25 protein-coding genes are annotated in these 24,642 nt (G+C 65.8%); 12 read left to right on the top strand and 13 right to left on the bottom strand.

The features are described from left to right. Positions 1-9 precede the first annotated feature (9 nt). A complete protein-coding gene (locus ACWEO2_RS05075) occupies positions 10-495 on the bottom strand; it encodes a MarR family winged helix-turn-helix transcriptional regulator (RefSeq protein WP_452404189.1) in 486 nt (161 codons plus the stop codon). Between the two features lie 783 nt (positions 496-1,278). On the opposite strand from ACWEO2_RS05075, the gene ACWEO2_RS05070 reads away from it, so the two are divergent. Beyond that, complete coding sequence (locus ACWEO2_RS05070) at positions 1,279-1,629, top strand: glycine zipper domain-containing protein (protein ID WP_355187867.1); 351 nt, start codon at positions 1,279-1,281, stop codon at positions 1,627-1,629. Positions 1,630-1,849: 220 nt separating this feature from the next. Here ACWEO2_RS05070 and ACWEO2_RS05065 read toward each other — a convergent pair whose 3' ends face one another. From ACWEO2_RS05065 to ACWEO2_RS05050, 4 genes are all read right to left on the bottom strand, one after another. Beyond that, positions 1,850-2,833: an IS481 family transposase gene (locus tag ACWEO2_RS05065; RefSeq protein WP_452404188.1), complete on the bottom strand. Its 984-nt coding sequence runs from the start codon at positions 2,831-2,833 to the stop codon at positions 1,850-1,852. A gap of 273 nt (positions 2,834-3,106) precedes the next feature. Further along, positions 3,107-3,703: a class I SAM-dependent methyltransferase gene (locus ACWEO2_RS05060; protein ID WP_452404187.1), complete on the bottom strand. Its 597-nt coding sequence runs from the start codon at positions 3,701-3,703 to the stop codon at positions 3,107-3,109. Between the two features lie 52 nt (positions 3,704-3,755). Then, on the bottom strand, positions 3,756-5,258 hold the full coding sequence (locus tag ACWEO2_RS05055; protein ID WP_452404186.1) for an MFS transporter: 1,503 nt from the start codon (positions 5,256-5,258) through the stop codon (positions 3,756-3,758). Between the two features lie 36 nt (positions 5,259-5,294). Then, on the bottom strand, positions 5,295-6,326 hold the full coding sequence (locus ACWEO2_RS05050) for an NAD(P)/FAD-dependent oxidoreductase (RefSeq protein ID WP_452404185.1): 1,032 nt from the start codon (positions 6,324-6,326) through the stop codon (positions 5,295-5,297). 90 nt (positions 6,327-6,416) lie between these two features. Between ACWEO2_RS05050 and ACWEO2_RS05045 the strand changes: the two genes are divergently transcribed. Together ACWEO2_RS05045 and ACWEO2_RS05040 are read left to right on the top strand one after the other, a co-directional pair. After that, complete coding sequence (locus ACWEO2_RS05045) at positions 6,417-7,019, top strand: helix-turn-helix domain-containing protein (RefSeq protein ID WP_452404184.1); 603 nt, start codon at positions 6,417-6,419, stop codon at positions 7,017-7,019. A gap of 133 nt (positions 7,020-7,152) precedes the next feature. After that, the gene (locus ACWEO2_RS05040) at positions 7,153-7,785 is read left to right on the top strand and encodes a hypothetical protein (RefSeq protein WP_452404183.1); all 633 of its coding nucleotides are present in this window, start codon (positions 7,153-7,155) and stop codon (positions 7,783-7,785) included. Between the two features lie 122 nt (positions 7,786-7,907). Here ACWEO2_RS05040 and ACWEO2_RS05035 read toward each other — a convergent pair whose 3' ends face one another. Together ACWEO2_RS05035 and ACWEO2_RS05030 are read right to left on the bottom strand one after the other, a co-directional pair. Next, a complete protein-coding gene (locus tag ACWEO2_RS05035; RefSeq protein ID WP_452404182.1) occupies positions 7,908-8,315 on the bottom strand; it encodes a VOC family protein in 408 nt (135 codons plus the stop codon). 141 nt (positions 8,316-8,456) lie between these two features. Continuing rightward, a complete protein-coding gene (locus ACWEO2_RS05030; RefSeq protein ID WP_452404181.1) occupies positions 8,457-9,383 on the bottom strand; it encodes an AraC family transcriptional regulator in 927 nt (308 codons plus the stop codon). 75 nt (positions 9,384-9,458) lie between these two features. Here ACWEO2_RS05030 and ACWEO2_RS05025 point away from each other — a divergent pair, with 75 nt between their 5' ends. Continuing rightward, entirely contained in the window at positions 9,459-10,310 is an 852-nt protein-coding gene (locus tag ACWEO2_RS05025; RefSeq protein WP_452404180.1) for an NAD(P)H-binding protein, read from the top strand. Beyond that, on the top strand, positions 10,307-10,753 hold the full coding sequence (locus ACWEO2_RS05020; RefSeq protein ID WP_452404179.1) for a nuclear transport factor 2 family protein: 447 nt from the start codon (positions 10,307-10,309) through the stop codon (positions 10,751-10,753). The genes ACWEO2_RS05025 and ACWEO2_RS05020 overlap by 4 nt, the downstream gene beginning before the upstream one ends. A gap of 131 nt (positions 10,754-10,884) precedes the next feature. On the opposite strand, the gene ACWEO2_RS05015 is transcribed toward ACWEO2_RS05020, so the two are convergent. After that, entirely contained in the window at positions 10,885-11,589 is a 705-nt protein-coding gene (locus ACWEO2_RS05015) for an LppP/LprE family lipoprotein (RefSeq protein ID WP_452404178.1), read from the bottom strand. A gap of 1,160 nt (positions 11,590-12,749) precedes the next feature. On the opposite strand from ACWEO2_RS05015, the gene ACWEO2_RS05010 reads away from it, so the two are divergent. The 3 genes from ACWEO2_RS05010 (at position 12,750) to ACWEO2_RS05000 (ending at position 14,845) form a co-directional block, all read left to right on the top strand. Beyond that, complete coding sequence (locus ACWEO2_RS05010) at positions 12,750-13,193, top strand: hypothetical protein (RefSeq protein ID WP_452404177.1); 444 nt, start codon at positions 12,750-12,752, stop codon at positions 13,191-13,193. Between the two features lie 331 nt (positions 13,194-13,524). Continuing rightward, on the top strand, positions 13,525-13,809 hold the full coding sequence (locus tag ACWEO2_RS05005; protein WP_452404176.1) for a hypothetical protein: 285 nt from the start codon (positions 13,525-13,527) through the stop codon (positions 13,807-13,809). Positions 13,810-14,071: 262 nt separating this feature from the next. Further along, positions 14,072-14,845 carry a class I SAM-dependent methyltransferase gene (locus ACWEO2_RS05000; RefSeq protein ID WP_452404175.1) on the top strand — a complete coding sequence of 258 codons (774 nt, stop codon included), beginning with the start codon at positions 14,072-14,074 and terminating at the stop codon, positions 14,843-14,845. 255 nt (positions 14,846-15,100) lie between these two features. On the opposite strand, the gene ACWEO2_RS04995 is transcribed toward ACWEO2_RS05000, so the two are convergent. Next, positions 15,101-15,322, bottom strand: coding sequence for a hypothetical protein (locus ACWEO2_RS04995; protein WP_452404174.1), 222 nt, complete (start codon positions 15,320-15,322; stop codon positions 15,101-15,103). A 15-nt stretch (positions 15,323-15,337) separates the two neighbouring features. Here ACWEO2_RS04995 and ACWEO2_RS04990 point away from each other — a divergent pair, with 15 nt between their 5' ends. Together ACWEO2_RS04990 and ACWEO2_RS04985 are read left to right on the top strand one after the other, a co-directional pair. After that, entirely contained in the window at positions 15,338-15,688 is a 351-nt protein-coding gene (locus ACWEO2_RS04990) for a hypothetical protein (protein WP_452404173.1), read from the top strand. A gap of 266 nt (positions 15,689-15,954) precedes the next feature. Beyond that, a complete protein-coding gene (locus ACWEO2_RS04985; RefSeq protein ID WP_452404172.1) occupies positions 15,955-16,761 on the top strand; it encodes an alpha/beta fold hydrolase in 807 nt (268 codons plus the stop codon). Positions 16,762-17,113: 352 nt separating this feature from the next. On the opposite strand, the gene ACWEO2_RS04980 is transcribed toward ACWEO2_RS04985, so the two are convergent. Next, complete coding sequence (locus ACWEO2_RS04980) at positions 17,114-18,403, bottom strand: MFS transporter (protein WP_452404171.1); 1,290 nt, start codon at positions 18,401-18,403, stop codon at positions 17,114-17,116. 7 nt (positions 18,404-18,410) lie between these two features. Beyond that, complete coding sequence (locus ACWEO2_RS04975; RefSeq protein ID WP_452404170.1) at positions 18,411-19,199, bottom strand: MBL fold metallo-hydrolase; 789 nt, start codon at positions 19,197-19,199, stop codon at positions 18,411-18,413. 89 nt (positions 19,200-19,288) lie between these two features. Between ACWEO2_RS04975 and ACWEO2_RS04970 the strand changes: the two genes are divergently transcribed. Continuing rightward, positions 19,289-19,888: an ABATE domain-containing protein gene (locus ACWEO2_RS04970; RefSeq protein WP_452404169.1), complete on the top strand. Its 600-nt coding sequence runs from the start codon at positions 19,289-19,291 to the stop codon at positions 19,886-19,888. A 221-nt stretch (positions 19,889-20,109) separates the two neighbouring features. On the opposite strand, the gene ACWEO2_RS04965 is transcribed toward ACWEO2_RS04970, so the two are convergent. Next, positions 20,110-21,090 carry a hypothetical protein gene (locus ACWEO2_RS04965; protein ID WP_452404168.1) on the bottom strand — a complete coding sequence of 327 codons (981 nt, stop codon included), beginning with the start codon at positions 21,088-21,090 and terminating at the stop codon, positions 20,110-20,112. Positions 21,091-21,526: 436 nt separating this feature from the next. Between ACWEO2_RS04965 and ACWEO2_RS04960 the strand changes: the two genes are divergently transcribed. Beyond that, entirely contained in the window at positions 21,527-22,828 is a 1,302-nt protein-coding gene (locus ACWEO2_RS04960) for a GDSL-type esterase/lipase family protein (RefSeq protein WP_452404167.1), read from the top strand. A gap of 262 nt (positions 22,829-23,090) precedes the next feature. Here ACWEO2_RS04960 and ACWEO2_RS04955 read toward each other — a convergent pair whose 3' ends face one another. After that, positions 23,091-24,161, bottom strand: a complete 1,071-nt coding sequence (locus tag ACWEO2_RS04955) for a fatty acid desaturase family protein (RefSeq protein WP_452404166.1) — start codon at positions 24,159-24,161, stop codon at positions 23,091-23,093. Between the last annotated feature and the right edge of the window lie 481 nt (positions 24,162-24,642).

Genomic DNA, 24,642 nt, shown 5'->3' with positions numbered 1-24,642 from the left:
CCATCAACGTCAGATCCGGCTCCAGCCGAACCGATTCGGATAACGCGAGCCCGCCCCCTGCTGGTGCCGAACCCCGACCGCGGCCCAGGACTCGATCAATCGGTCGAGCAGCCGGGTGAGGTTGACGACGTCCTCGGCGGACCAGTCGGCGATCACCGCGCCGAATACCTCGTCTCCCACGTCCAGGAACTGCTGGAGCTCGGCCCGGCCGGCGTCGGTCGCCTCGACCAGCACCACACGTCCGTCGGCCGGGTCCGGCGAGGTCTGTGCCAGACCTGAATCAACCAGGGCGCGAACGTGTCTAGTGACCGACGACGGCAATGCATCCAGCCGCTCGGCGATCTCACCGGACCGCACCGGACCGGACTCCGCCGCGAGCTGGAGCACCCCGACCCGCATCGGGTCGAACGCCCGCGAGGTACCCAGCCGCATCGCCTCGGCGAAGCGAAAGGTCATTCGTGCCAGGTCCGACACCTGTTCCTTATTTGCTTCCATGAAGCAAATATATCACTTGTTTCACTGAAGCAAACAACTGAACCTGAACTGGGCCAACAGCTTCGCCGCAACAAGGCAATGACGTGCAGAAAGGCCGCTCATCGGCTACTCGAGCCTGGCGTGAGGGCCGGGTCCCGGCCAGGATCTGGTCCAGGTGCCCGGTGGGATGCTCCCCGAAGCGGCTGCCCGCCAGCGTGATCGGCGTGGCTCTCTCATGCCCCCCACCGAGTGCCGTGCGGGACTGGCTGGAAAGGGGAACGCACGGTCTGGAGGAGACCGCCAGGTGTTGCCCTGCACCTGCCTCCAGGCCGTGCCCACCGGCCGAAAGCATCGAGCGAAAAGGTTTGCGAGCCCGGCTAAGTAGCTCTGTCCGTGGGCGGCCGTTATTCGCGAATCCTGGTGGCGTGTCGCCACAGGTATTCACCGAAGATATCCGCGATCGGACGAACAGGGGTCGGCGTCTCGCGCTCGGCCGAGCCTCTACCCCTCTCGAACATCTGAAATGCCGATGCACGGATGCCAATTCGCCACACGCCGGCCTATTCGCGCGAGCACACCGGTGCTGCCCTGATCCGATGGATCCCGGCTGTCCGGTCGGGTCTCCGGTGATCATTTTGTGATGCCAGTAATGTGCGAGTTCGCATGCAGCGCAGTATCGTCGGGCGCGGTGCGCAATAGTGGCCGCTCGATTGCTGTCTATTCATCAGAGCAGCAAGAGGCAGTCTCCCCCTGATGAAGTAGTGAAACTCGGTTGTTCCGAGGGTCCGAAAGGTTAGGAAAAATATGTTCCGTTATGCCCTGATCAAGACGAGTCGCGTCCTTGCGGTGAGTGCCCTGCCGTTAGCTGCGGCCGTCGTATTCGCGGGCGCGTCTTCCGCCTCCGTGGATCAGGCTGCTGCGGCGGCTCCGGCGGCACCGGTTGTTGCCCAGCCGATCGCCGGGCTCCCACTGGAGGTCACCACCAACCCCGACGCGCAGTACCCCGATCCGGTGCTGAACGGCGCGGCTGCGGGCGCTGCGATCGGCTCCGCCACCGGTTCCTTCATCGATCCCGTGCCCACCCTTCTCGGCGCCGTGATCGGCGGGATCGTCGGCGCGGTCGCCCCCGGCGTCGTCCCCCAGATCCTGCCCTGATCCCCTAGGGCACAACCCTTTTCGTCGAGTCCGAGCAGTTCGCGCTGCTCGGACTCGACTGGTTCACCGACTGTGCACTCACCTCGCGGTGCGGATAGACACCGTTTCGGTCAGCGCGGTCGGGGCAAGAGCGGACATTCGCAGCCGACGACAGTGCGAACTGTCTCCCCAGCGTGGAACTATGCGCAATGGATAGCGTAGGCAGGCACGGTGAGGCGGACTAGATGTATTGACCCGCAGGGTCGTTTACACGGCTGATGGGTGGTTGACCACCGAGCGCGGTGTGGCCGCGGTGATGGTTGTAGGTGTGGAGGAAGTCGGCCAGAGCTGCGGTGCGCTCGGTGTTGCTGGTGTACGGGCGAACGTAGGCCCATTCGTCGAGCAGGGTGCGGTTCAGGCGCTCTACCTTGCCGTTCGTCTGCGGGCGGTAGGGCCGGGTGCGTTTGTGGATGATGTTGGCGGCACGCAGAGTCTGAGCGAATAGCCTGGACCTGTAGCAGGATCCGTTGTCCGTGAGGACGCGTTCGACGGTGATGCCGTGCCCGCTGAAGAAGGCGTTTGCCCGCTGCCAGAACTCCGCGGCGGTCTCCTTGCGTTCGTCGGTGAGGACCTCGCTGTAGGCAAGTCGGGAGTGATCGTCGACGGCTGTGTGGATGAAGCTGTAGCCGATCACAGGGCTGCCCCCTTTGCGCGCACTGGTCGTGGCTTGCCGGTTGGCGTAGGCCTGCTGCCGGGGCATGATCCGGTGCCCACCGCCGTCGGGAATGTTGCCGAGCTTCTTGATGTCGACATGGACCAGTTCACCGGGGCGTGATCGCTCGTACCGCCGGATGATCTGGCCGGTGGGTCGGTCCATCCATCGCAGACGGTTCAGATTGTGGCGGGTCAGGACACGGTGAACGGTCGAGGCGGGCAGTCCCAGGATCGGCCCGATTCTGGCCGGGCCGAGTTTCCGCTCCCGCCGCAGGTCGCAGATGCGGGACTCGACATCTGTTGGGGTGCGGTGGGGAGTTGTGCGCGGCCTGCTGGGGCGGTCGTACAGGCCGGCGTCGCCTTCGGCTCGCCAGCGGCGGACCCATTTGTGGGCCGTGGTGCGGGAAATGCCCATCTCGTCGGCCACATGGGCGACGGGCCTACCAGCCCGGACCCGGTCGACCAGGAGCCGTCTGCCATGGACGGTCAGCCGCGCATTTGGGTGGGACAAGGAGACCTCTGTGGTGGTGTGGAGGCTGCAACGCTCCTCGGCGGGGCGAGGCGCGTGGGTGTGCCGTATGGGGGGGTGTCGGGTGGTCAGGCTGTTTCAGCAGCGGACCCACTTGTGAGCCGGTGGTGTGGTAGACGCCCATTTCGTCGGCTTGGCGCAGGTGACGCGCGGCAACGGGCTGCGATCCGCCCCCGCGTTGTCGGCACGGCGAACGTTCATTGGGCGCGGCTGGCGGCCGGTCCGACCGTGTCGCCGGTGTGGAGTCCGGCTGGCTTACGGCAGGCGCACTGCTCGCAGGACGGCGTCATGGGTGTGGTGTGTGTCGGCGTGTGCCGAGGTGGGGCGAGGGCGGGTTTCGTTGATCAGTACGTTCCAGGTGGGGTCGAGGAGTCCGGCGATGTCGTCGGGCTGGTAGTAGTCGTCGGGGTCGAAGTCGTCCGATGGGGTGAGGTCTGTGCGGGCGTGGGTGGCGAAAAGCAGTGTGCCGCTGGGGGCGACAGCACTCAGCAGGCCGTGCAGCACCGTGTGGCCTGCCTGTCGGCGCAGGGGGAAGTAGTGGAGGGACACCAGGTCGAAGGCGCCTGGTGGGGGCGGTGTGGTGGTGAGGTCGGCTCGCGCCCATGCCACGCGGCCCTGCGTGTCGGTGGCCGCGGTGGCGGCGCGGTTGAGGGCGATGGCGGAGATATCGACTGCGGTGACCTGCCAGCCTCGCCGGGCCAGCCAGAGTGCGTCGGCTCCTTCGCCGCATCCGACATCGAGCGCCTGGCCCGGTGGCATGTTGGTGATCTCGGTGACGAGTACGGGGTTGGGGCTGCCGCTGAATATCTGGTCGCGGCTGCGATACATCTCGTCCCAGTGCTGGGCGTCCATGACGCTCGGTCCTCTCGTTGGTTTCCCGGTCGTGGTCGGCGTGCAGGCGCGCTCAGATCGGTGCTGTGACCGTGGCGTCGGCGTCCTGCACTCCGATCTGTCGGCCGGGCCGGACGAGGAAGCCGCACACGAGAGCACCGAGGACGAATATCGCCACGGTCACCCAGAAGGCGACGGTGTTGCCGTGTACGGATGCCTGCGCGGCAGTTTCCGGGGTCTTGGGGTGGGTGGTGAGGTAGCTCGTTGTGGCGCTGACCGCGATGGTGTTGAGCAGGGCGGTGCCGATGGCGGCTCCGATCTGCTGTCCGGCGTTGACCAGGGCGGAGGCGGCGCCGGTGTCGGCGGGGTCGACTCGGTCGGTGGCGAGGTTCATCGCCGGACCGAAGATCAGGCCGAAGCCGGCCCCTGTGATCAGCAGACCCGGCAGGATGCTTGCGGCGTATCCGCTGTGCACGGTCAGCGAAGTGAACAGGGCGGTGCCCACGGCGGTGAGCAGAAATCCGCCGATGACGGCGGGACGCGGTCCGGTGCGGGGCAGCAGGACGCCCCCTGTCACGATCGCCAACACCACCATGGCGATGACCATGGGCAGGAACGCCACGCCGGTCATCAGCGCGGAGAAGCCGAGCACCTGCTGCAGGTGGTAGGCGAGGAAGAGGAAGACGCCGAACATGCCGATACCGGCGATCGCGACCATCAGATAGGCGCCACCACGGTTGCGGTCGCACACGACCCGCATCGGCAGCAGGGGCTGGGAGACTCGGGTCTGGATGAACACGAACAGTCCCAGAAGCAGTACACCTGCGGCGAGGGCGCCCAGGGGCACCGGGCTCGTCCACCCGTCGCGCTCCGCTGTCGAGCAGCCGTACACCAGGGCGAGGACACCGAGCACGGAGGCGACCATGCCGGGCAGGTCCAGGTGCGGGCGGGGCGATACGGCGGCCTGCGCGGGCACCAGCGCCGAGGCCGCCGCGAGGACCACGGCGCCGACCCCGACGTTGACCAGCAGGCACCAGCGCCAGTCCAGGTACTCGGTCAGCGCCCCACCGAGCAGCAGCCCGATGGCGCTGCCGCTACTGGAAACCGCGCCGAAGACGCCGAACGCCTTGCCACGCGCCTTGGCGTCGGTGAAAGTCGTGGCCATCAGCGACAGCGTCGCCGGTGCGAGCAGGGCGCCGAAGAAGCCCTGCAACGCGCGCGCAATGACGAGCATGACGAACCCGTTTGCCAGGCCGCCCAGTACGGAGGCGAGGGTGAATCCAGCCGTGGCCAGCAGTAGCATGCGCTTGCGGCCGAGTATGTCGCTCAACCGGCCGCCGGCCAGGAGGGTACTGCCGAAGACGAGGGCGTAGGCGGTGACCACCCACTGCCGGTCCGCGCTGCTGAAGCCTAGGTCTGCCTGCACCGAAGGCAGCGCGACGTTCATCACTGTGGAGTCGAGCACCAGCAGCAGCTGGGTCAGGCTCAGTACGGCGAGGATCCACCAGTGCCGGGATCCTGCGGGATGTGCACTGCCCGCACTCGTGGTGCGGTCGGGCGAGGTTGGTTCACTCATGACAGTCCTGTCTGGGGTGTCGGGATGCGCAGCGGGTTACCGGCCGTGGCGCCGGTCGCCGAGGACCTGTTCGCACACGCGTGCCTCGGAGGCGGGCGAGAAAGGATCGCGGTGCGCCCCGACCGCGTGGCGGGTGTCCTCGGCGATGAGGTCCGCGTTGATCGCTCCGGCGGCCGTGGAGCCCGAGGCCGCCGAGCCCAGGACGTTGGCGTTCGGGTCGGCGAGGTTGCCCGCGACCCATACGCCGGGAACCGCGGTGAGACCGGTCGGGTCGGCGGCGATGTAGGCGCCGAGCCCGCTCGGATGCGCCGTGGGCCCGAGCCCGAGCCCGGTCAGGAAGTCCGCGCGCGGGACCGGCTGCGGTGCGACGGCCAGGGCCTGCAGCGGGATCTGCTCGCCGGAGCGCAGGCGGACACCGATCAGCCGGTCCTCGATGACCTCGAGGCCGGTCACCTCACCGTCCACCACCGTGATCCGGCGGGCAGCCAGCTGCTCGGCCTCTTCGGCGGTGGGGCGTGGGGCGGTGTGCAGCAGCAGGGTCAGCCGGTCGGTCCACTGCCGGAACAGCAGGGCCTGGTGCACCCCGAGCGGGCCGGTGGCCAGGACACCGATCGGCTGGTCGCGGAGCTCCCACCCGTGGCAGTACGGGCAGTGCACCACGTCACGCCCCCACCGCGCGGCAAGTCCGGGCACGTCGGGCAGCTCGTCGGTGACTCCCGCCGTGGCCAGTAGCCGCCGTGCCCGCACGGTGCGGCCGGTATCGAGCTCGACCGCGAACCCGTCGTCGTCGCGCACCACGGTCAGTGCCCGCCCCGCCTGCACGGTGCCGCCGTAGCTCGCCACCTCGCGCAGTCCCACCTTCAACAGGTCACTGGGCGACACACCGTCGCGGGACAGAAATCCGTGCATATGTGCGGCCGATGCGTTGCGGGGCCGTCCTTCGTCGATCACCAGCACCGACCGTCGGGCGCGCCCGAGCATGAGCGCCGCACTCGAGCCGGCCGGGCCTGCGCCGACCACCACGACGTCGTACCGGTCATCACTGCTGAACTGGGTGTTTCGGGTCATCCTGACCACCTCCGACCGCCAAGGTGCACCCAAAATCGACAATCGGGCAAAGTTCTTTGCGGAAAGTGCAAACCCGGGCAGGCTGGACGTATGAGTGACGACTTCGACGCGGTGCTGACCGCGGTCGGCCCCCGGCTGCGCGAACTGCGCCACCGCCGCGGCGCCACCCTGACCGCCCTGTCGGAGACCACCGGCATTCCGGTCAGCACGCTGTCCCGGCTCGAGTCCGGGCACCGCAGACCGGGCCTGGAGCTCCTGCTGCCCCTGGCCCGCGCCTACCGGGTGCCGATCGAGGAGCTGATCGGCGCTCCGGCCGACCTCGACCCTCGGGTGTATTCGCAACCGTTCACCCGCAACGGCATGACCGTCGTCCCACTGTCCCGCACACCCGGCGGACTCCAAGCGTTCAAACACATCATGCCCGCCGGCCTGACCGACGGCCGCGAACCCGACCCTCGCTCACACGAGGGCTACCACTGGCTCTACGTCCTGCGCGGTCGCCTGCGGGTCGTCCTCGGCGACAAGGACTTCGTCATCACCGACGGCGAGGTCGCCGAATTCGACACCCACCTCCCGCACTGGTTCGGCAACGCCGACGAACACCCCGTGGAATTCCTCAGCATCCTCGGCCCCCAGGGCGAACGGGTCCATATCAGAGCCAGCTACCGCCCCGACGACTCCCGTCCTCTCTGAACAACCCGCCAGCAAGCACCACATACGGGACACAGCTCTCACCCAAGGGGGACTGTCTGAGAAGAATCGGACACTCCCACCCAAGGCGGCTCACTCGCCGGATGTCAACAACGTTCGTGGTCAATACAACTAGATGGTTCTGGCACGAGATGAGGCATTGGCGTTACTGGCAGATCCGCTCTCGGCGCGGCGACGGCGCGGTGCCAAATGGCTGCGTGCACTCGCCGACCCGACGACAGCAGCCCAGATTCGCACCGCGCTCGAACGTGAAATGCTGGACCGACGCACCTGGGAGACGCAGTATCAACTGATCATGGCCCTGGGTATGACCGGTGTCCGCGACGACGTCGAATTCCTGAAAGGACTGGCACGCCAACCTCGCTCCACGACGGCGGTGAACGCCGCGCTCGGAGACGCGATCGTCCGGCTCGGTCGTGCGGTCGATAACGACCCGGCCCCAGCGCTTTGGTGCCTGCGGCAAGATGCCGAACTGCTCGCCGACGGCGCGCTGCGCGCGGTTGCGATGCTTCGACTGAGATTTCCTGACGACGCGGTCGGCGACGTCTTGGACTACGCCGAAGCGCATTTCCGCGATCTCAACCATCGGTATCTGCCGTACTGGCCGGCGGTCGCGGCGGCCGGCTGGTCCGGGCCCCGAGTGCAGGCGTTTCTGATCCGGTGTTCACAAGACGACCGGCAGATCATCGCCGCCGCCGCGAACGACGCTCTGAATGGTCGATATGGAAACTATGCCAGCATCCTGTAGGGACAGCCGGGAAAACACCTACCCGAGATCGCTTCGGCCCATTGATCTTTGGACGAAATCCGTACGGAAGTCAGACCGTGCCAACCGGATTCGGTTGCCGCCGAGCGGCGGGCCAGTTCAGGTCATGGCGTGGACGGCTGCGCTGGACCGAGAAGGTCCCACCGGTTGCCGGATATGTCGAGAAAGACGGCGACTCGTCCATAAGGCTCGCGACGCGGCCTGATCACGAACTCCACTCCCGCAGCGGTCATTCGGCGGTATGCCTCATCGAAATCGTCGACGCGCAGGAAGAATCCGACGCGACCGGCCACTTGGTTGCCGATTACCGGAAGTTGCAGGTCGCCATCGGCTCGGGCCAGCAGGATGCCCGTGGAAGCAGCGGGCGGGCGCACCACAACCCATCTCTTCGGGCGGCCGTCGTTTGTCAGCGAAGGCGAGTCCTCGATCAGGTCGAAGCCGAGGACTCGCACGAAGAAGTCGATGGCCGGGTCGTACTCCGCGACCACGATCGTGACCAGTTCCAAGTGCACGGTGCCAGCGTATTGCGCACCGAGCCCCAACTATCAGCTCTTGCCGCCGAGTGAGCGCTTCGGCGGGGTCGGCCCACGGCGTCCCCTGCAGCCTATGAGCGGGCATTGGTGAGGTGCTAGGTCCGGATCGCCATCGTCTGTCTACGTTCCGTGGATCGGCTCGGATGGGCTGGCGAGTTCGGTTCGACGCCATTGACCTGGTGGTTGTCCGTGGTGGCGGCGGAAGGCGGCGGCGAAGGCGTTGGGTGAGGTGTAGCCGGTGCGATCGGCGATCTGGGCGAGGGTCAGTTCGCCGGTGCGGAGGTGGTCGCGGGCGAGGGTCATCCGCCAGTCGGTGAGGTACTGCAGGGGTGGCTGGCCGAGTGCGCGTTCGAAGTGGCGGGCGAAGGCAGGGCGCGAAAGTCGGCTCAGGGAGGCCAGTTCGGGCACAGTCCAGGGATGACCAGGCTCGGAGTGAATGGCATGTAGAGGTGCGGCCAGCCGGGAATCTTTGGCCGCTCGGTACCATGCGGGCGCTGTCGGGTTCTGCTCGAAGTAGGCACGCATGGCCAAGACCAGTAGCACGTCGAGGAGTCGATCGAGGACGGTTTGTTGTCCGGGGGCCGGTCCGCTCAGCTCGCGCGACAGCATTGCGATGACATCGTGCAGCGGGTCGTTGGCGGCGGTGCGCAGTAGCAAAATCGGGGGCAGTGTCCGGATCAGGCCGAGACCGACGTCGCCAGCGAATCGATATGCGCCACAGAGGAATACCGTCGCATTCCGGAGGTCGGTGTGCTCGTCGTCGGTGTGGAGTTCGCGGAAGCGTTCCGGTGAGATGCAGACTGCGCGCGGCTCGTGTGCGATGTGGTGGTCACGGCCGCCGCGGACCAGGACCAGGTCGCCGGGCGTCAGTTCGATCGCATCGTCGTGATCGTCGAGCCACAGCCAGGCGCGGCCCTGCACGACGGTGTGCACGGTCAGCTGGATGGTGCCGGGCAGCTGCAGCCCCCAGGGGGGCTGCGCGATCGAGCGGGCAAAGACACCACCCGACGCGCGGGCACACGCCAGGTGTTCTTGCAGAATATCCACTAGATGAGAGTATCTCATCGTAATTGGAGAGTTTCACACATTGATCAGCTCGATCGAGGAGGACAGGATGGGCGTATGACGACTTCAACTGCTCTCACACTCGTGCTCGGCGCCACCGGCAAAACCGGCTCGCGCGTCGCGAGCAGGCTGCGTGCGGCTGGGATTGCGGTGCGCACCGCCGCCCGAGCCACCGCCGATGCGCACTTCGATTGGGACGACCCGCACACCTATGCACCGGCCCTCGCGGGTGTCGAGCGGGTCTATCTTCTCGGTCCGGTCGGGCGTATCGACTTCGCCGGGCAGGTGTCTACGTTCCTGGACAAGGCCGAGGCCGCCGACGTCGGTCACGTCACCTATCTCAGCGCCTACGGTGTGGACGCCGCGCCACCGCAAATGGCCACGCGCAGTGTCGAACTCGACCTGATCGGCCGCGCGGGCCTCAGCCACACGATCCTGCGTCCAGCGTGGTTCATGCAGAATTTCAGCGAAACCTTCCTCGCTCCGATCAACGGCGTCATCGCTGTCCCCACCGGCAACGGCGCGGAGGCGTTCATCGACGCGGAGGACATTGCCGCGGTCGCGAGCGCGACCCTCGCCGATCCAGCGGCACACACGGGCGCGGAGTACACGCTCACCGGTCCCGAAGCGATCACGGTCGCCGACGCGGCCGCCATCATCAGCAGCGTCTCGGGTACCGCGGTCAACTATCTCGACATCGACCGCGACGAATGGATCGCCGCCGCTATTGCGGGCGGAATACCGGCCGAGTACGCACCGGTGCTGCGCATGCTGACCGAAACCATCGCGTCCGGACACGGTGCGCAACCGACCGGCGATGTGGAGAAGGTCACCGGAACAGCACCAACGAGTTTCACCGACTTCGCCCACCGCACGGCGACGGCCTGGACCACCGAGACTGCCCGATGACTCCGATCGGCGATCTCGGCGACTTCCGTGCCTTGGACCCGTTCTTCCGGATCATCGAGCAGGGAGTGGCCGGCCTGGTGGACGGTGACCACTTCTTCGACATGCTCGCCGAGGACGTCGTCATCGAATACGTGATCACGGTTCCGGGGTATCCACGCCGGGTGGTCGGCCGGCAAGCCATCGCCGATCTGTATCGACCCTACGGCGAGGTGTTCGTCCTCGACCGCTGTCACGACCTGGCCGTGCACCACGACAAGGACTCCGGCGTAGTCGTTCTCGAATACGCTTCCCAGGGCCGGACCGTCGCGACCGGTGCCGCATACGCCAACCGCTACATTTCGGTACTGACCATCGCCAACCGCAAGATCGTGCACTGGCGCGACTACCTCGACCCGCTAGCGGTCTTCGACGCCATCGGCTGGCCCGTCGACAACCGAACCTGAACACGAAGCGCGAGTACCGCCGCGGCCTGACAAGATGATTTCTCCTGCGCCAGACCGACATCCGCTACGGCCGCAGATCGCGCTGACCTAACCGGCCAGCGAGAATGGTCGGCGGGTGGGCTCACCGCCGCTCAGTGGCAGATCTTGTCTGCGACATCGCCGGGCACGCCGATCTCGGTGCAGTGCAGCGCACTGCCGAGGTCCACAGGCTTCCAGCCTCCATCGGCCGCCACGTAGTGGAACAAGACCTGGGCTCGGTTGACAGTATTGTTGTGTGTTCCCGTATGGGCCATCGACCACTCACCCGCACAGTCGATTCGATCCTCGAGTTCGATCGGCCTCGCCAACCGCGACTCGATATCAGTGCCCCGCAACGCTTCCAGCAAAACGGCCTTGGTAACCGGGCACACCGGCGGCGAGCTTGCCGAACTCGGATCAATGACCTCCGTCGGGAAGTCACGGTCCGGGGTCACCGTGCGGCCGTCGGCGCCCAAGGTGAGAGTGACAATGACCGGCCCACCCGAGGGACAGCAGCTGGCGTCTTTACCCGTCAGCCAACGGTACTGGACCTGGACACTGCGATCGGACGAGCCGACCACCTGTGTATACGCAGTCGACTTCTTGGTCGCGGTGCCCAGATAACCTGCGTGGTTGAACAGCATCACGTGCCAGGGTGAGCTAGCGGTGCCGTGCGGAGTCCCAGCGAGCACCCAAAGTATGGCGGGACATGCGCCGACGGAGGCGTCGGTGCCGCTGTCTGCATAGAACCCGTCGCCGCCGACACCGGTACCGAGTGTGCCGAGCGCGGCCGTGACCACCGCCGACTTCAGATCCACGCATCTGCCGTTTCCGGCAGTGGCAGGAGCATTGTCACCCGCAGGCGGCGTGGGACCCGGTGACTGCTCAGTGACGGGAGGCTGAGTCGATCCCGGCACGGCAACGGTAGCGGAGTTCGACACCGACGACCCTCCGGACGTCTGCGTCGTCACACCGTCCTGACATGCAGTCGCCAGGGTCACCGCCGCGACCGCCATGATGATGCCGATGATCCTTTTCATCGAATACCCCTTTCCCCTCTGTACTACAGAGCACTTCGCGTTCTGAGCGAAGATCGTTGCGCCCCTGCTTTCATGGGCACACCGCCCTGTGTCCTCGTCAACCGGCCGTCGACACCCAACCCGGAACCTACCGGATCGGATTCGAGCAAACCCGCGCCGACCGAATCGGCAACAGTGGGCAATCGCGACGCGAGACCTGTTGCAGCTCAGCGCATCCTGCTTTGCCGAGATACCGCCAAACGACCCAGCCGATGACTGCAGGCCGATAGGCTCGGTCCGGTCGTTTGTGCTTCGCAGAACAGGCGGTTGGTGTGAACACCGATAGCTAACACGGCTTCACACGGGTTCAGTTCCCCTGCTGCAGGTCGTGCCGAAATAGGCTCTGTTGCAACAGCTTCGTGCGCACATGATGCAGATGTCGGGTTGACAAAATTTTCATGGGCAGCGAGGGTTGTCGCGGCTACCGCCTTGGCGAGCCGTTCGATGGAGGGGGTATCAGGTGTCAGTTCACCAGAACAAAACGGTGCCTGTGTGCGGCGCCCGATGCCAATGTGAGGTGCTGTGATGGCGAGTGGATTCTACAACCACCTCGACGACCCGGATGAGTTCTGGGACGACGAGCCTCTCGTACCGCAGAGGTCCAAAGCCGCTCAACCTGATTCGGCGCCGCCTCTTCTCGCGCCGAAACCCTCATCCACCCATCAACAATCGGTGCTACCGCGGGTCGAGGGTGTCAAAGCATCCTATGGGCCAGGAATCGAAGGAATTCGGGCGGCGATCGGTGATGCATCGACGAAAGACGGAGACAAGTCCGACTGGACTGTGGGCCAATGAGGATTATGTCAACGATGATCGCCGCTGCTGCCCTGATTCTGGCGACTGGATGTTCCTCGTCGCCGCCTTCAGGAACACCCACGTCAACTCAGGCTCGACCAGCGATGACGCAGGGAGAGCTGTGCAATGTGGTGATGAACTTCTTTACGACCGAGTTGCACGCCGTCGAAGTGCGGACCATCCCGGTTGTCTCCGCAGATACCGCCCTTGCGGGCAGCGGAATATGCGAAGTCGCTCAGGGCCAAAGCCCCGCTGGCAACTACATGGCGCGAAATGCGCCGAACGATTCGGACCCGACTGAGGGTCGCCGTGGGTACGCGAAGGCGCCAGAGCTGGGCGATGCCGTGTGGGTTTACGACATGAGAACAGACACAGGGAATCCCTCGAACACAGTCCGGTTCGCTACCCGGGTCAACAACTGGAACGCCGTTCTCGAGGTCCAGGACACCGAGACTCGAACAGCCAACGGCACACTGCACCTGACCGATGAGGACAAGCGCAAATCCGTCCAATTCCTTGCCGAGCTGACCACTAAACTGGCTGGCTGACCGATAGCAGATGCGCTGAGCTCCAAATCCTGTAGAGCCAACGTGTATAACGCGGAAAACAACCTAGTGCGCAGGCGCTGGTGAGAATGACCGTGCCGGAAAGGGCTGAACGACCGGCCGAGGGGGCGTCCATGTCGATCAGGGGAGTCTCGTCCGGCCGGAGAATCAGGGGATGTACCCAGGCCGGCCGAGAGTCGACGACCCGCTGTCGGATAGCCAGGAAGGACTCCACCCGAGCGACCATACTCAGCGATCACGCCGCAGGGAGCCCGTGGATGGATGCGCGTGGCGGCAGATATGCGACCACCGATCGTGCAGGAGGGGCCTTTGAGTGAATCAGCGATGGGTGTGGCTGGAGGGCGAGCTGGCCGGGCGCGTCGTTCCGATACTGCCTGATGATGCGGACATCGCGATGGCGCGCCGGGAGTTCGAGCACACCGGCTACGGTCGCGGTGTCGCCGCTGATGCCTACTCAGCTGCGGTCGGCGGTCGCAGCAGAAACCCTGCGGTTGGTCCATCCGATGCAGCGCGGGCGACGCACGATTGTGAACATCGCTTTGCGTCAGTGGGAGAGTTGAGCGCGGCGATGTCGCACCAGACGATGGACAGCTTGTGATCGACGCCAGAGGCCGAGTGAATGGGAGCTGACCAGTGGAACGCCTCAAATTGACCTCTGTTGACGGTGTCCGGCTGGACTTCGCGGTCCACCACACCGCGATCGGTCGGCGCGAAGAAGATAACGGGTTCCATCCGACGACTGACCGCGATGCCCCCAGAACGTCGCGGGAATTGCGAGGCCGCCCGAAATTGTCAGCGGCTGAACCGCATCAGTAGGATATGGCGCTCTGACGTCGCCGGGTGGGGTCGATGATGGGTAGATGACCACCAGATCGCGTGCCCAGTCTTTCAATACGGCCGCCGCCGAATATGCGGCCAGCCGGCCTTCTTATCCACCTGAGCTTTTCGACGCGATCGAAGAACTCTCCTGTCACAGTCTGACGGGTGCTCGCGTCGCCGATATCGGCGCGGGCACCGGGATTGCCACGGCGCTACTGCGTGGGCGGGGAGCCGAAGTCACCGCGGTCGAGCCTGGTGCGGAGATGGCCGCTGAGTGTCGCAGAAAGGTTCCGGGCGTGCCAGTCGTGCGCGGAGACGGCAATGCTCTCCCACTGGCCAACACTTCCCACGACTTCCTCACCTACGCGCAGTCCTGGCAGTGGACCGACCCGGCAGTCTCTGTACCTGAGGCGCTGCGTGTATTGCGTAGCGACGGTGCACTGGCGATCTGGTGGAACACCACGGCCTTCGACGTGCCGTGGATCCACGCGCAGCACCTGCGCATCGCCCACCACTGCGGGACGAAACCCAGGCCCGCTACGCGCCCCGACGACGCCGAAGCCATCCGCCTTGCGGGCCTGACAGGTCTGCGAGTCGCGCGCCGCCAGATGCGCTGGTCCCGCACGGTCTCTCTGGACATGCATCTGGCCAACATTGGTAGCCGCTCGGCGTTCCTCGTTCTCGACGAAAGCCGACAACGTGCCTTTCTTGCCGAGGAACACAGGTTGCTGAGCACTGCTTTCCCGGATGGCACCATCGAAGAGACCTACTTGGTTGATCTGTTGGTGGGCCGTTTCCCCAGTTCAGGGCACTGACATTTTGTCCGCCCCTCGCAGGAATGTCGGTACCGGCTTGCCACCGCTGACATTCTCGAGCGCGCCCACAGATCTCGCCACCACCGTCGGCCGGACACTCTCCGCAGGTCAGTGCCCTACTGACATTCAACGGCAAGTTACAGTGCGTTGCTACTCAAAGTGGCTGAACGGGAAGACCTCTCGAAATCGCTGCAGGGTTGGAGTTGGCATCGTCGGCGCGGGTGTGCTGCGCATCGCAGGCTTCGGTGCTGCCGATCAGCACGCCAGGGTTGTCAGTTCCCTTGCGCCGGAGCACTTCCGGGAACGCTGTTCCGACTTCTTCGCGGACGCCGTTGGAGTGGGCTCGGTGTTCGACCGCGCATTGTGCCCGTAGGGTTCGGTGATCAATCCGGGGAGGACTACCGCGTGGCGCAGCTTCAGCATCGGATCGACGAAATGACCGATGACTCGGGATTCCTCGGTCTTGTCGACCCACATGCGTACACGTCGTTCGTGGGCGAAGACTGGACCTTGGAGATGCTGTTCGAGCGCGTCGAATCGGAGATGCGGCAGCGGACGATGCTGCTCTGGGGAACCGGCGGCGAGGAGCAATGGCGGATCGACCTTTCGGATTCGCCGGTAGATCCGCGGCTGCCGGTCATCAGGCAAATCGCCGGCCCCATCACCGTGACGCGCGGTGAGCTGGTCGTCGTCAATTTGGACACGGTCACCATGGCTGCCCAGTTCGCGGACTCCGCCGTGGACGACGACAAGGATATACGGGTCCAGTATCGAACTCCCAAACGGCGACTACATCTGCACCATCGGTCAACTCACCGATCCCGAAGAGGATCGGACACATGAAGGCCCCGACTTCCACCTCCAGCTACTAGCTGGACGAACCGCACCATGGTTCGGGGTCGCATGGTCCGAACTGTGACGCTCCGACGGAATGCACGGCATTCGCCATGAGCGCGCATCGCCAGCGAACGCGCGCTACGCGACAGATCCGGACGCTCGCGGATCGCGCGCCCAGCGGCAATAGCGAACGTTACCGATGGTTTACCGATCGGCTTCGCGGGTGGTGGGCACGCAAGCGCCGCGCAAGAACTCCGGTTTAACGTGTGTTCATGGGCGAATATGTGACCGCGGGCGGCGTCCACACCTATTACGAGGTATACGGTGACGGGGAACCGCTTGTGCTACTACACGGAGGCGGTAACGGAGCTGACAGTTGGCAGGGCCAGATACCGGAGTTGGCCAAGTACTTTCGGGTTCATGTACCCGAACGTCGCGGCCACGGGCGCACCCCCGATGTCGACGGCCCGATCAGCTTTCAAGTCATGGCCGAGGACACTGCGGCGTTTCTGGACACCCTCGGGATCGGTGCCGCGCATGTGGTCGGCTGGAGTGATGGCGGGATCGTCGGTGTGCTTGTCGCCTTGAACCGTCCCGACCTCGTGCGCAAGCTCGTCACGATCGGCGCGTACGTCAATCGTGATGGTGAAACAGTAGGTGCCCGTCAGCTTTTCGAGGAGCCCGCCTGTTCGCGACTGGCCGCGGTCCTGCGCGAGGGCTACGCGGCATCCCCGGACGGGATCGACCATTTCCCGGTGCTGTTCGACAAGCTGCTGCGCATGTGGCGGGAAGAACCCAACATTGCCATCGGCGACCTGGCTCGGATCCATGCGCCAACCCTGGTCATGCAAGGTGACGACGACGGGGTGACGGTCGAGCACAGCTTCGCGATGGCCGTGGCGCTACCCGACGCTCAACTTGCGGTCATCCCCGGTGCCTCGCACGGCGTGCCCATGGAGAAACCTGAACTGGTGAATCGCCTGATCCTGGACTTCCTCGACGACGACCAGCCGATGAAACTGTTTCCGTTGCGCGATTCCTTGCCGGACTACCTGCACGGGGGTGCTGCCGAGTACTGAGAACCTCTCCGACAGACACAGCGGCGCACGCCCGCTCATCGGCATTTCCGGACGTTCATTTTGCCATCGCCATGATCGGTCGGCATAACGCATCTGGAACATGTTCTCCCAGCGGATCACCTGCTGTCGGTGGTCCCACGACTGGCAACATGGTGGTCCGACAACGGTGGCAAACGACATCTTCAGCGCTATCTGACAGTTCGATGGTCGCGGTAGCTATGCCGGAGACATGCTGGCATCTCGGGGATCGGCCACCGCCGGTCGTGCGCTGTCGGTGACATTGCCAGCAGTACCGCCCGCGTGGCGTGATGATCGCAATGGCTACGACACAGGTGCGGGCGGGCCCACATCGTCACTGCTTATGAAACACCGCCCAGCCGGGTGGGGATTTGCGCGCGGCAGCGACGACGGCGGGCACGATGGCCAATGCCAGGATGCCGCCGCCGATGGCCAGCCTGGGGTAGCCGGCAGCGGCGACGACCAACCCCGAGGCCATGCCGCCGGCAGCACCTGCGATGGCGATGGTGACGTCGACCAGGCCCTGGGTTTTGGCACGGGTAGCCAGCGGCACGGCGTCGGTGATGATCGCGGTGCCTGCGACGAGGCCGAAGTTCCAGCCGAGACCGAGCAGCGCGAGTGCCGCCGTCAACAGGGCGACGGAGTCGCCGGGGGCACAGGCGGCGACGATTCCGGCGCCGAGCAGGGTCAGCCCGGAGACGGCGGCGATGGTGAAGCGGCCATAGCGATCTACGAGCCAGCCGGTCAGCGGCGATGGCAAGTACATCGCGCCGATGTGGATGGCGATGACGAGGCCGGCGGCGGCGGTGCCGTGGCCGTGGTCGCGCATGTGGACGGGCGTCATGGTCATGATCGCGACCATCACGAACTGGGTGAGCACCATAACCACCGCACCGACCAGCACACCGGAGCCGCGCCTTTCGACCGCACGGCGCGGCAGGCCGTCGGCATCATCAGGCTGCGCGGCGATGCGTCCGGCCTCGAGCGTGCGGGCAAGTAGTAGCGGATCGGGGCGCAGCCAGATGGCCAGCACCACGGCTGCCAACGCGTAGGCAGCGCCAGCGAGCAGGAACGGACCGGCCAGGTGGGGGATGCCGAGTGCGTGTGCGAGGTCGCTGGTCGGCGCGGTGAGATTGGGGCCGACCACGCCGCCGAGTGTGGTGGCGACCAGCACGGTGGACACGGCACGGGCGCGGTGCTCCGGGCCGGCCAAATCGGCTCCGGCATACCGGGCTTGCAGATTGGTGGAGGTGCCAGCGCCGTAGACGAACAACGCAACGAACAGCAGGATCGGATTGCCCGCGACAGCGGCCGCAATGACTCCAACGCTGCCGATGGCACCGGTTAGATACCCGGCGACCAGGCCGGGGCGGCGGCCGCGGGCTTGCGAAATTCGTCCGACGGCGACGGCCGCCAGCGCGGAGCCTGCGGTGCCGAGCGCACTGGGCAGACCGGCAAGGCTGGTTGAGCTGAGCATGTCCTGCGCGAGCAGTGCACCTACGGTCACACCCGCCGCCAGCCCCGCACCGCTCAGCGCCTGAGCGGCAACCAGGACGAACAGGGTGCGGCGCTGGGCCTGGGAGCCGGAGAGATCATCGGTCCGGGCAGATACTGAAGTCGCCACGACAGAGTCAGCCCAGCTCGCCCAGGTCAAGGCGGTCGCGGAGGCCGGCAGCAGTGAAAGCCGCGACCAATTCGGCGCGGCCCTCGGTGAAGTGGGCCCAACCCTCGTAATGAACGGGAACCACACGACGTGCGCCGAGGAGCTCGGCGGCCTCGGCGGTCTGGGTACTGTCGAGGACGATCGGCGCACCGTCGAAGAGAACGGAGAAGCGGGGCGCACCGGCGAAGAGGATGGCGGTGTCCACCGGTGCGAAACGCTCGGCGATCTCCTTGACCGCAGTGAGTGCGGCATTGTCGCCGCTGACATAGACGGTGGGCAGGCCTTCCCCGGTCAGTACGAATCCGACAACCTGGCCGGTGATCGGTTCGACCTCCTCGCGTGTGCCCGGCCCGTGGATCGCAGGCACGCCCGTCACGGTGATCGTGCCGCCGCCCGGGCGATCCAGCTCGATCGACTCCCAGTCGACCAGGCCTCTCGCCCCGTTCCCGAGGCGTTGCCCGCCACCCGGCGTGGTGAGGGTGAGTGGCACGTCGGCGAGCAGGGCACGGCCGGAGTCGTCGAGGTTGTCGGGGTGCTCATCGTGCGAGAGCAGAACCACGTCCACGCGGCCGAGGTCGGCCGGCGTAGCGGCGGCCGGCGCGGTCTTGGTCAGCAGGCCGCCGGACTGCTGGTAGTCGCGGGGCGCGTCGAAGGTCGGGTCGGTGAGGAATCTGAGCCCGCCGTATTCGAAGAGGGCGGTCGGGCCGCCGAATACCCGGACGCGGACCTGCTGATCGGTTGTGCCTGCAGAAGTCACTAGCAAACTCCTCACGGATGAAGCTCCACATATCCGTGAGATACGGTAGGTTGTTCTCACGGATAAAAGCAAGTCGTAACATGAGACTTATGAGAGTCGTGCGAGAGACCTCGGCCGCCGCATTACCGCCCGCACCCGGGGCCGAGCAGTACCTCGCTCTCGACTTCGCCGACAGCGCCTATGTGCTGCCCGGCGGACACTTCATCGACCTGCTCGGCACCCCCGAATCGACGAATCGGTGGCTCGCCGAACGCGGCCTCGCGCCTGCCGACGCCGGAGTGCAGGAGATGTGCGCGACGCAGCTGCGCGTGCTGCGAGAACACATCAGGGCACTGTTCGCCGCCCGCGTCGCGCGGCAACCGGCATTGCCTGCAGCGCTGTCCGCCGTCAACGACGCGCTGAGCCGGACCCCAACGGCCGCCCTGCTGCAATGGGACGAGAAGAAAGGCCCCTACCGCGCTGCGCTGTGTCCGCCCAACGAGATCCTCGACCGCGCGCTCGCGACGCTCGCCGCAGCTGCGGCCGACCTGCTCACCGGTTCCGATGCCGATTTCCTGACCATCTGCTACTCCGCCCCGTGCAATCGGTACCTGATCCGCCACGGCCGCCGTCACTGGTGCTCAACGCGCTGCGGCGACCGTGCTCGCGCAGCCCGCGCCTACGCCCGCGCCAAGTCGAAGGTGGACTGACCATGCCATTGAGCCGAACAGCCCTCGCGGCCCACATGGCTTCGGCCACACGCGTTGCCGGCGACGAGTCGCGGACGACGGTGCTCAACCGAAGATCGGGGTTTCGGTGGTGTAGAGGAAACGGGTCTGGGCGCGATCGATGAACAACCTCACGCACATCGGATTCTGCCGACGAGCGGCTGCGCGGCGGCCGTGGAACGGATCGGTCGCCGCGTAATTGGTTATTGCATCAACTGGATGTGCGGATGTTCATGTGATGCCGGGCAGACTCGGATGATCTGGTTGTTGCGGTCGGAGACACAGATCTGGGTCGGCTCGCTCGGGCCGCCTTGTACGGCGCCCCATGAGATATTGGCGGCCTGGTCCTCGTACGGGACCCAGTGGTGGACATCAGATTGCCACTCGTCACTGGCGATCGTCAGCAGCGGCTCGGTCGGGGTGCCGCAGATGGGGCAGGGGTTCGGATAAGGATCTTGCATGCCCCATTTGATAAAGCCGCCGATCTTCCAGCCGGGCGCGATACACAAGAAGTTGTACGGCTGATCACGGTCCTCGAGACCGCCGAACTCGACGCCGGGAATCTGGGCCATGGTCCACTGGTCCACTCGTTGCCGAAGCTCCCCCTCGAGCTCCCCCGAGTGCGGGTATTCGATCACTTGTTCCGGATCGATCATGCACGGTTCGGGCACGAGGTCCGCCTCGTACTCCGCCGGTTCCGGAGGATCCACCAGAACGTCAGTGATCGCCGCTGCGGACCGCCAGAGCAGTGCGGTCTTGGGCATGCCATCGTCGTCGTGCTCGTAGGGGCACCACAACACTTGCAGCAGATCCGCTCCCTCGGGCGGATGCAGACCGGGCACGTCACGGACGTACAACTGCGCGACCGGCAGCATCGCTATCGGACCGTCGGCTGCCGGGCGCTCCTCCATCCGGTCGAGGATTTCCCTTTCCTCCGCGGTGTATTCCCTGCCCGCACTGCTTCTGGCCGCGCGCATCCGCCGCTCCAGCCTGGCGTCCGCCAAAGAGATCGACGGGAGACGTTCTGCGTCGTGGTCCTCAGCGTGGCAGTGCGGCCATGGCTCGCTGGCCGGCCACAACAAAGGCCCGCCGATCGAACTGTCGTGCACCGATGGTGTTCCCGGACGCGGATGCAGGCGAGTCGCGGTGCGGGCCAGCGGCGCCAACTCGGGAAAGACGGTCACGAGATCAACCGGACGTGGCGGCGTAATACGAGTCATACAACAGCCTCTCGACGTACCCGGAGATGTTCGATTCGATGACGATGGGGCTGGCATGGTCCCATCCCGAGACTAGGCATCCGAGCCTCGACCAACTTCCCACCACTGACAATCGCAGACCTCTCCGAGAAAGCTGGGGAATCTCAATGCAGGAGAGGTTTTCGGCGGTTGGCCGAGCGGATGAGCAACCTGCTCGAACCGCTCGGTCGCAGTCAAGAAGGTTGAACAATTCGCATCAGGCCGACTGTCGAACAGTGGCGATATGCAATAGCCGAGGTGCCCGAATGGCTCCTAAAGTGGTGCAGCGCCATGAAATTGAGCGTCCGCCGTGGCCGAAGCTGTCCGACCGGACCCGGTCCACGAATTCGAGTGTCGAAACGAATGTCAGGAGTTTGTTGCTGTGAAGAAGTGGATGCCCGGGGCCAGTGCGGTGCTGATGCTGATGCTGGGCTGCTCGCCGATGGCTGGCGCCGAGAGTGCGGGCCCGGCTGATTGTTACGGTACTCAGTGGGTTGGTAGCTGGATGGCCGCACCATCGGATTCGTTCGGTGTCATCGATCCGTTGCTGGTGCCGCAGTTGTCGGCCGGCGATCAAACTTTCCGACTGGTGGTCACCCCGCACCTGGGCGGCTCGACAATGCGCGTGCACCTGACCAACCGCACCCGGCCGACACCCATCGAGATCGGGCACGTGACCATCGGCGCGCAAGCCGACGATGCTGCCGTGCACCCGGATTCGCTGCGGGAAGTGACGTTCGGCGGCGGTCGCGGTGTGACGATCCCTGCATGGGGAGACCTGGTCAGCGATCCGATCGAGCTGTCCTTCAATGCATTCGAGCCGTTGTCGATCGGGGTGTACGTGCCCGGCACCGCGGTGCTGCCGACCGAGCATTTCGTCGCGAACGCCACCAGCTTCTACAGCCCGCCGTTCGCCGGCGACCAGGCCGCCGACCCGTCCGGTGCGGCATTGTCGTTGCGCACCACCGCGATTCCGCTGGTTTCAGGGCTCGATGTAGTGGCGCCCGGTGACGTCGGGGCGATTGTCGCGGTCGGGGATTCGATCACCGACGGGTACGTCGACTCGAACTATCTGGGTTACCCGCAACACATGTCGGTGGTGGACCGCAACGTGCGCTACACCGACTTCCTGCAGCGCCGCCTCGACGCGGCGGGCAAGCCGTTCACTGTGCTCAATGCCGGTATCTCCGGAAACCGGGTCAGCCGTGACGGTCTCATCCCGCAGTTCGGGCCCGACGCCGTCGCCCGGATCCGGGCCGACGCGATCGACAAGGCGGGGGTCACCGATGTGATCGTCGCCGAAGGCATCAACGACCTCGGCATACCCGTCGGCGCCGGCTACGAGCAGGTCATCGCCGCATACACCACGGTGATCGAACGCCTGCACACCGTCGGGCTGCGCGTACACCTGGGCACCGTCATGCCCGCGAGCAACGCCCTCGCCGACGGCATCCTCACTCTCCCCACCGCCGAGCCGGTCCGCCAGCGGATCAACGCCTGGATCCGCGACCAGCAGCTGGCCGACACCGTCATCGATTTCGATGCGGCCCTGCGCGATCCCGCCGACCCCACCGTCCTCGACCCCCGCTATGCGAGCCCGGACAACCTCCACCCCAACGCCGCGGGCTACCAGGCCATGGCCGAAGCGATCAACCTCGATATCTTCACGCCCCGCTGCGCCTGACACCGGCCGCAGTCACCCGGCCACGTGATCTCGGGGCAGGTGCCGTCGGGGCGCTGGGTGGGAGCGGCCACGAGCCCCTGCTCGGTCCGGTGAGGTCACCGGCACCAGCGGAGATCTTCGGGTGCGGCACCGACAGCGATCGGGTTGGGGCAATGCCGGTCTAGGCGTCGAGCCTTATCTCGGGCATCCGCGAGTGGCCTTGTCCGCACCCAACTCTCGGGCCTGGCGCTCTTGTGTCGCCGCAGCCCGGCCGGGGAAGAGTTCATCCGGCATCCTGGGGTCGGTCGGTGGTGCGCAGCGGCGCGCCGACGTGGTGCATGTGCTTCAGCGCCTCGCGGTAAGAGGAGATCAGCCCGGTCTCGTGGTATGACACGCCGATTTCGGCGCAGTAGTCGCGGACGATCACCTGGGCGTGACGCAGATTCGGCGTCGGCATGCTCGGGAACAAGTGGTGCTCGATCTGATAGTTGAGCCCGCCGAGGGCGAGGTCGGTCAACACGCCACCGCGCACGTTGCGGGAGGTCAGCACCTGCCGGCGTAAGTAGTCGGGGCGGTCGTCGCCGATCAGAGTTGGCATGCCCTTGTGGTTCGGGGCGAAGATGCAGCCCATGTACAGGCCGAACAGCGCTTGGTGGACAGCGAGGAACGCGAAGGCTTTGTCGGCGGGCAGAACCGCGAACAGTGCGGCCAGATAGACGGCGAAGTGGCCGAAGAGCAGCGCGCCCTCCAATCCGCGGTGTTTGACCGATCGATTTCTGAGCGCACGGGCGCCGGCCACATGGAGGTTCAGGCCCTCCAGCATCAGTAGGGGGAAGAACAGGAATGCCTGCGCCCTCCCGATGAGACGAGGCAGGCCACGGCTCGCCCGCGCCTGCCGTTGTGACCAGACCAGAATGTCGGGCGCGACATCGGGGTCGAGTTCCTCGTGGTTCGGGTTGGCGTGATGCCGAGTGTGCTTGTCCTGCCACCAGCCGTACGCCAGACCTATGCCGGCGTTGCCGACGAGTCGGCCCATGATCTCCGTCGGCCGCCGCAGCCGCAAGACTTGGCGGTGCGCGACATCGTGCATGACGAGGGCGACCTGAGCGCACGTCACGGCCATGAACGCCGCGACCATGAGCGTCCACCACGAGTCCCCGACGAGGACGAACGCCACCCAGCCGGCCGCAAAAGCGATCCCGACGAGGCTGAGCCGGACCGCGTAGTAGAGGGGACGCCGGGTCATCAGTCCCGCATCGGAGATCCGGCGCAACAGACGGGCGTAATCACCGTCGGCGCCGCCGCTCCGCGATGATCGTGGAAATGACTCTGGGACCAAGGCCGGTGTCGTCATAGATCTTCCTGAGAGCTGGGTCGGAGGTACCACCTCCGCCCGTCCTCGATGCCGGCCGGTCGACGTCGATCGAAGATTTGATTTCAGCGAGAACTGCTCGGTGTGTCGGGGCGGAGGTGCCGATTCGAAGCTATCGGCCGGATTCTCGTTCGATGTAACCCCTTGGTATGACATGGAATCGGACTGCGGTGTGATAGCGGACGCGGACCGAGGGTCCGGGGCGCAGATCCGGACCTCGTAGCCGACGGCCCCGTCCACGACGGCATGGCCGAAGACGAGCCCCGGGATCGAGCGCGGTCCGGTCGAAACGCACGACCCTGGCAATGGTCTGCGCGAGTGAGCGGTAGTGCTGCTGGGCGCACGTTTCCCAACGGCCATGCGGCCGGACTTCGACGGCCGGTGGCCGAGGCGCGCGGGGATGGCATGGCGCACGCGGCCCGTCGAAGACGACGTGAGGTAGCACCCGGGATGTGAACCCGAC

It is taken from the genome of Nocardia sp. NPDC004278, assembly GCF_053602975.1.
Note: the sequence above shows the minus strand (reverse complement) of the source record. Positions and strands in the feature narration are given on the sequence as shown.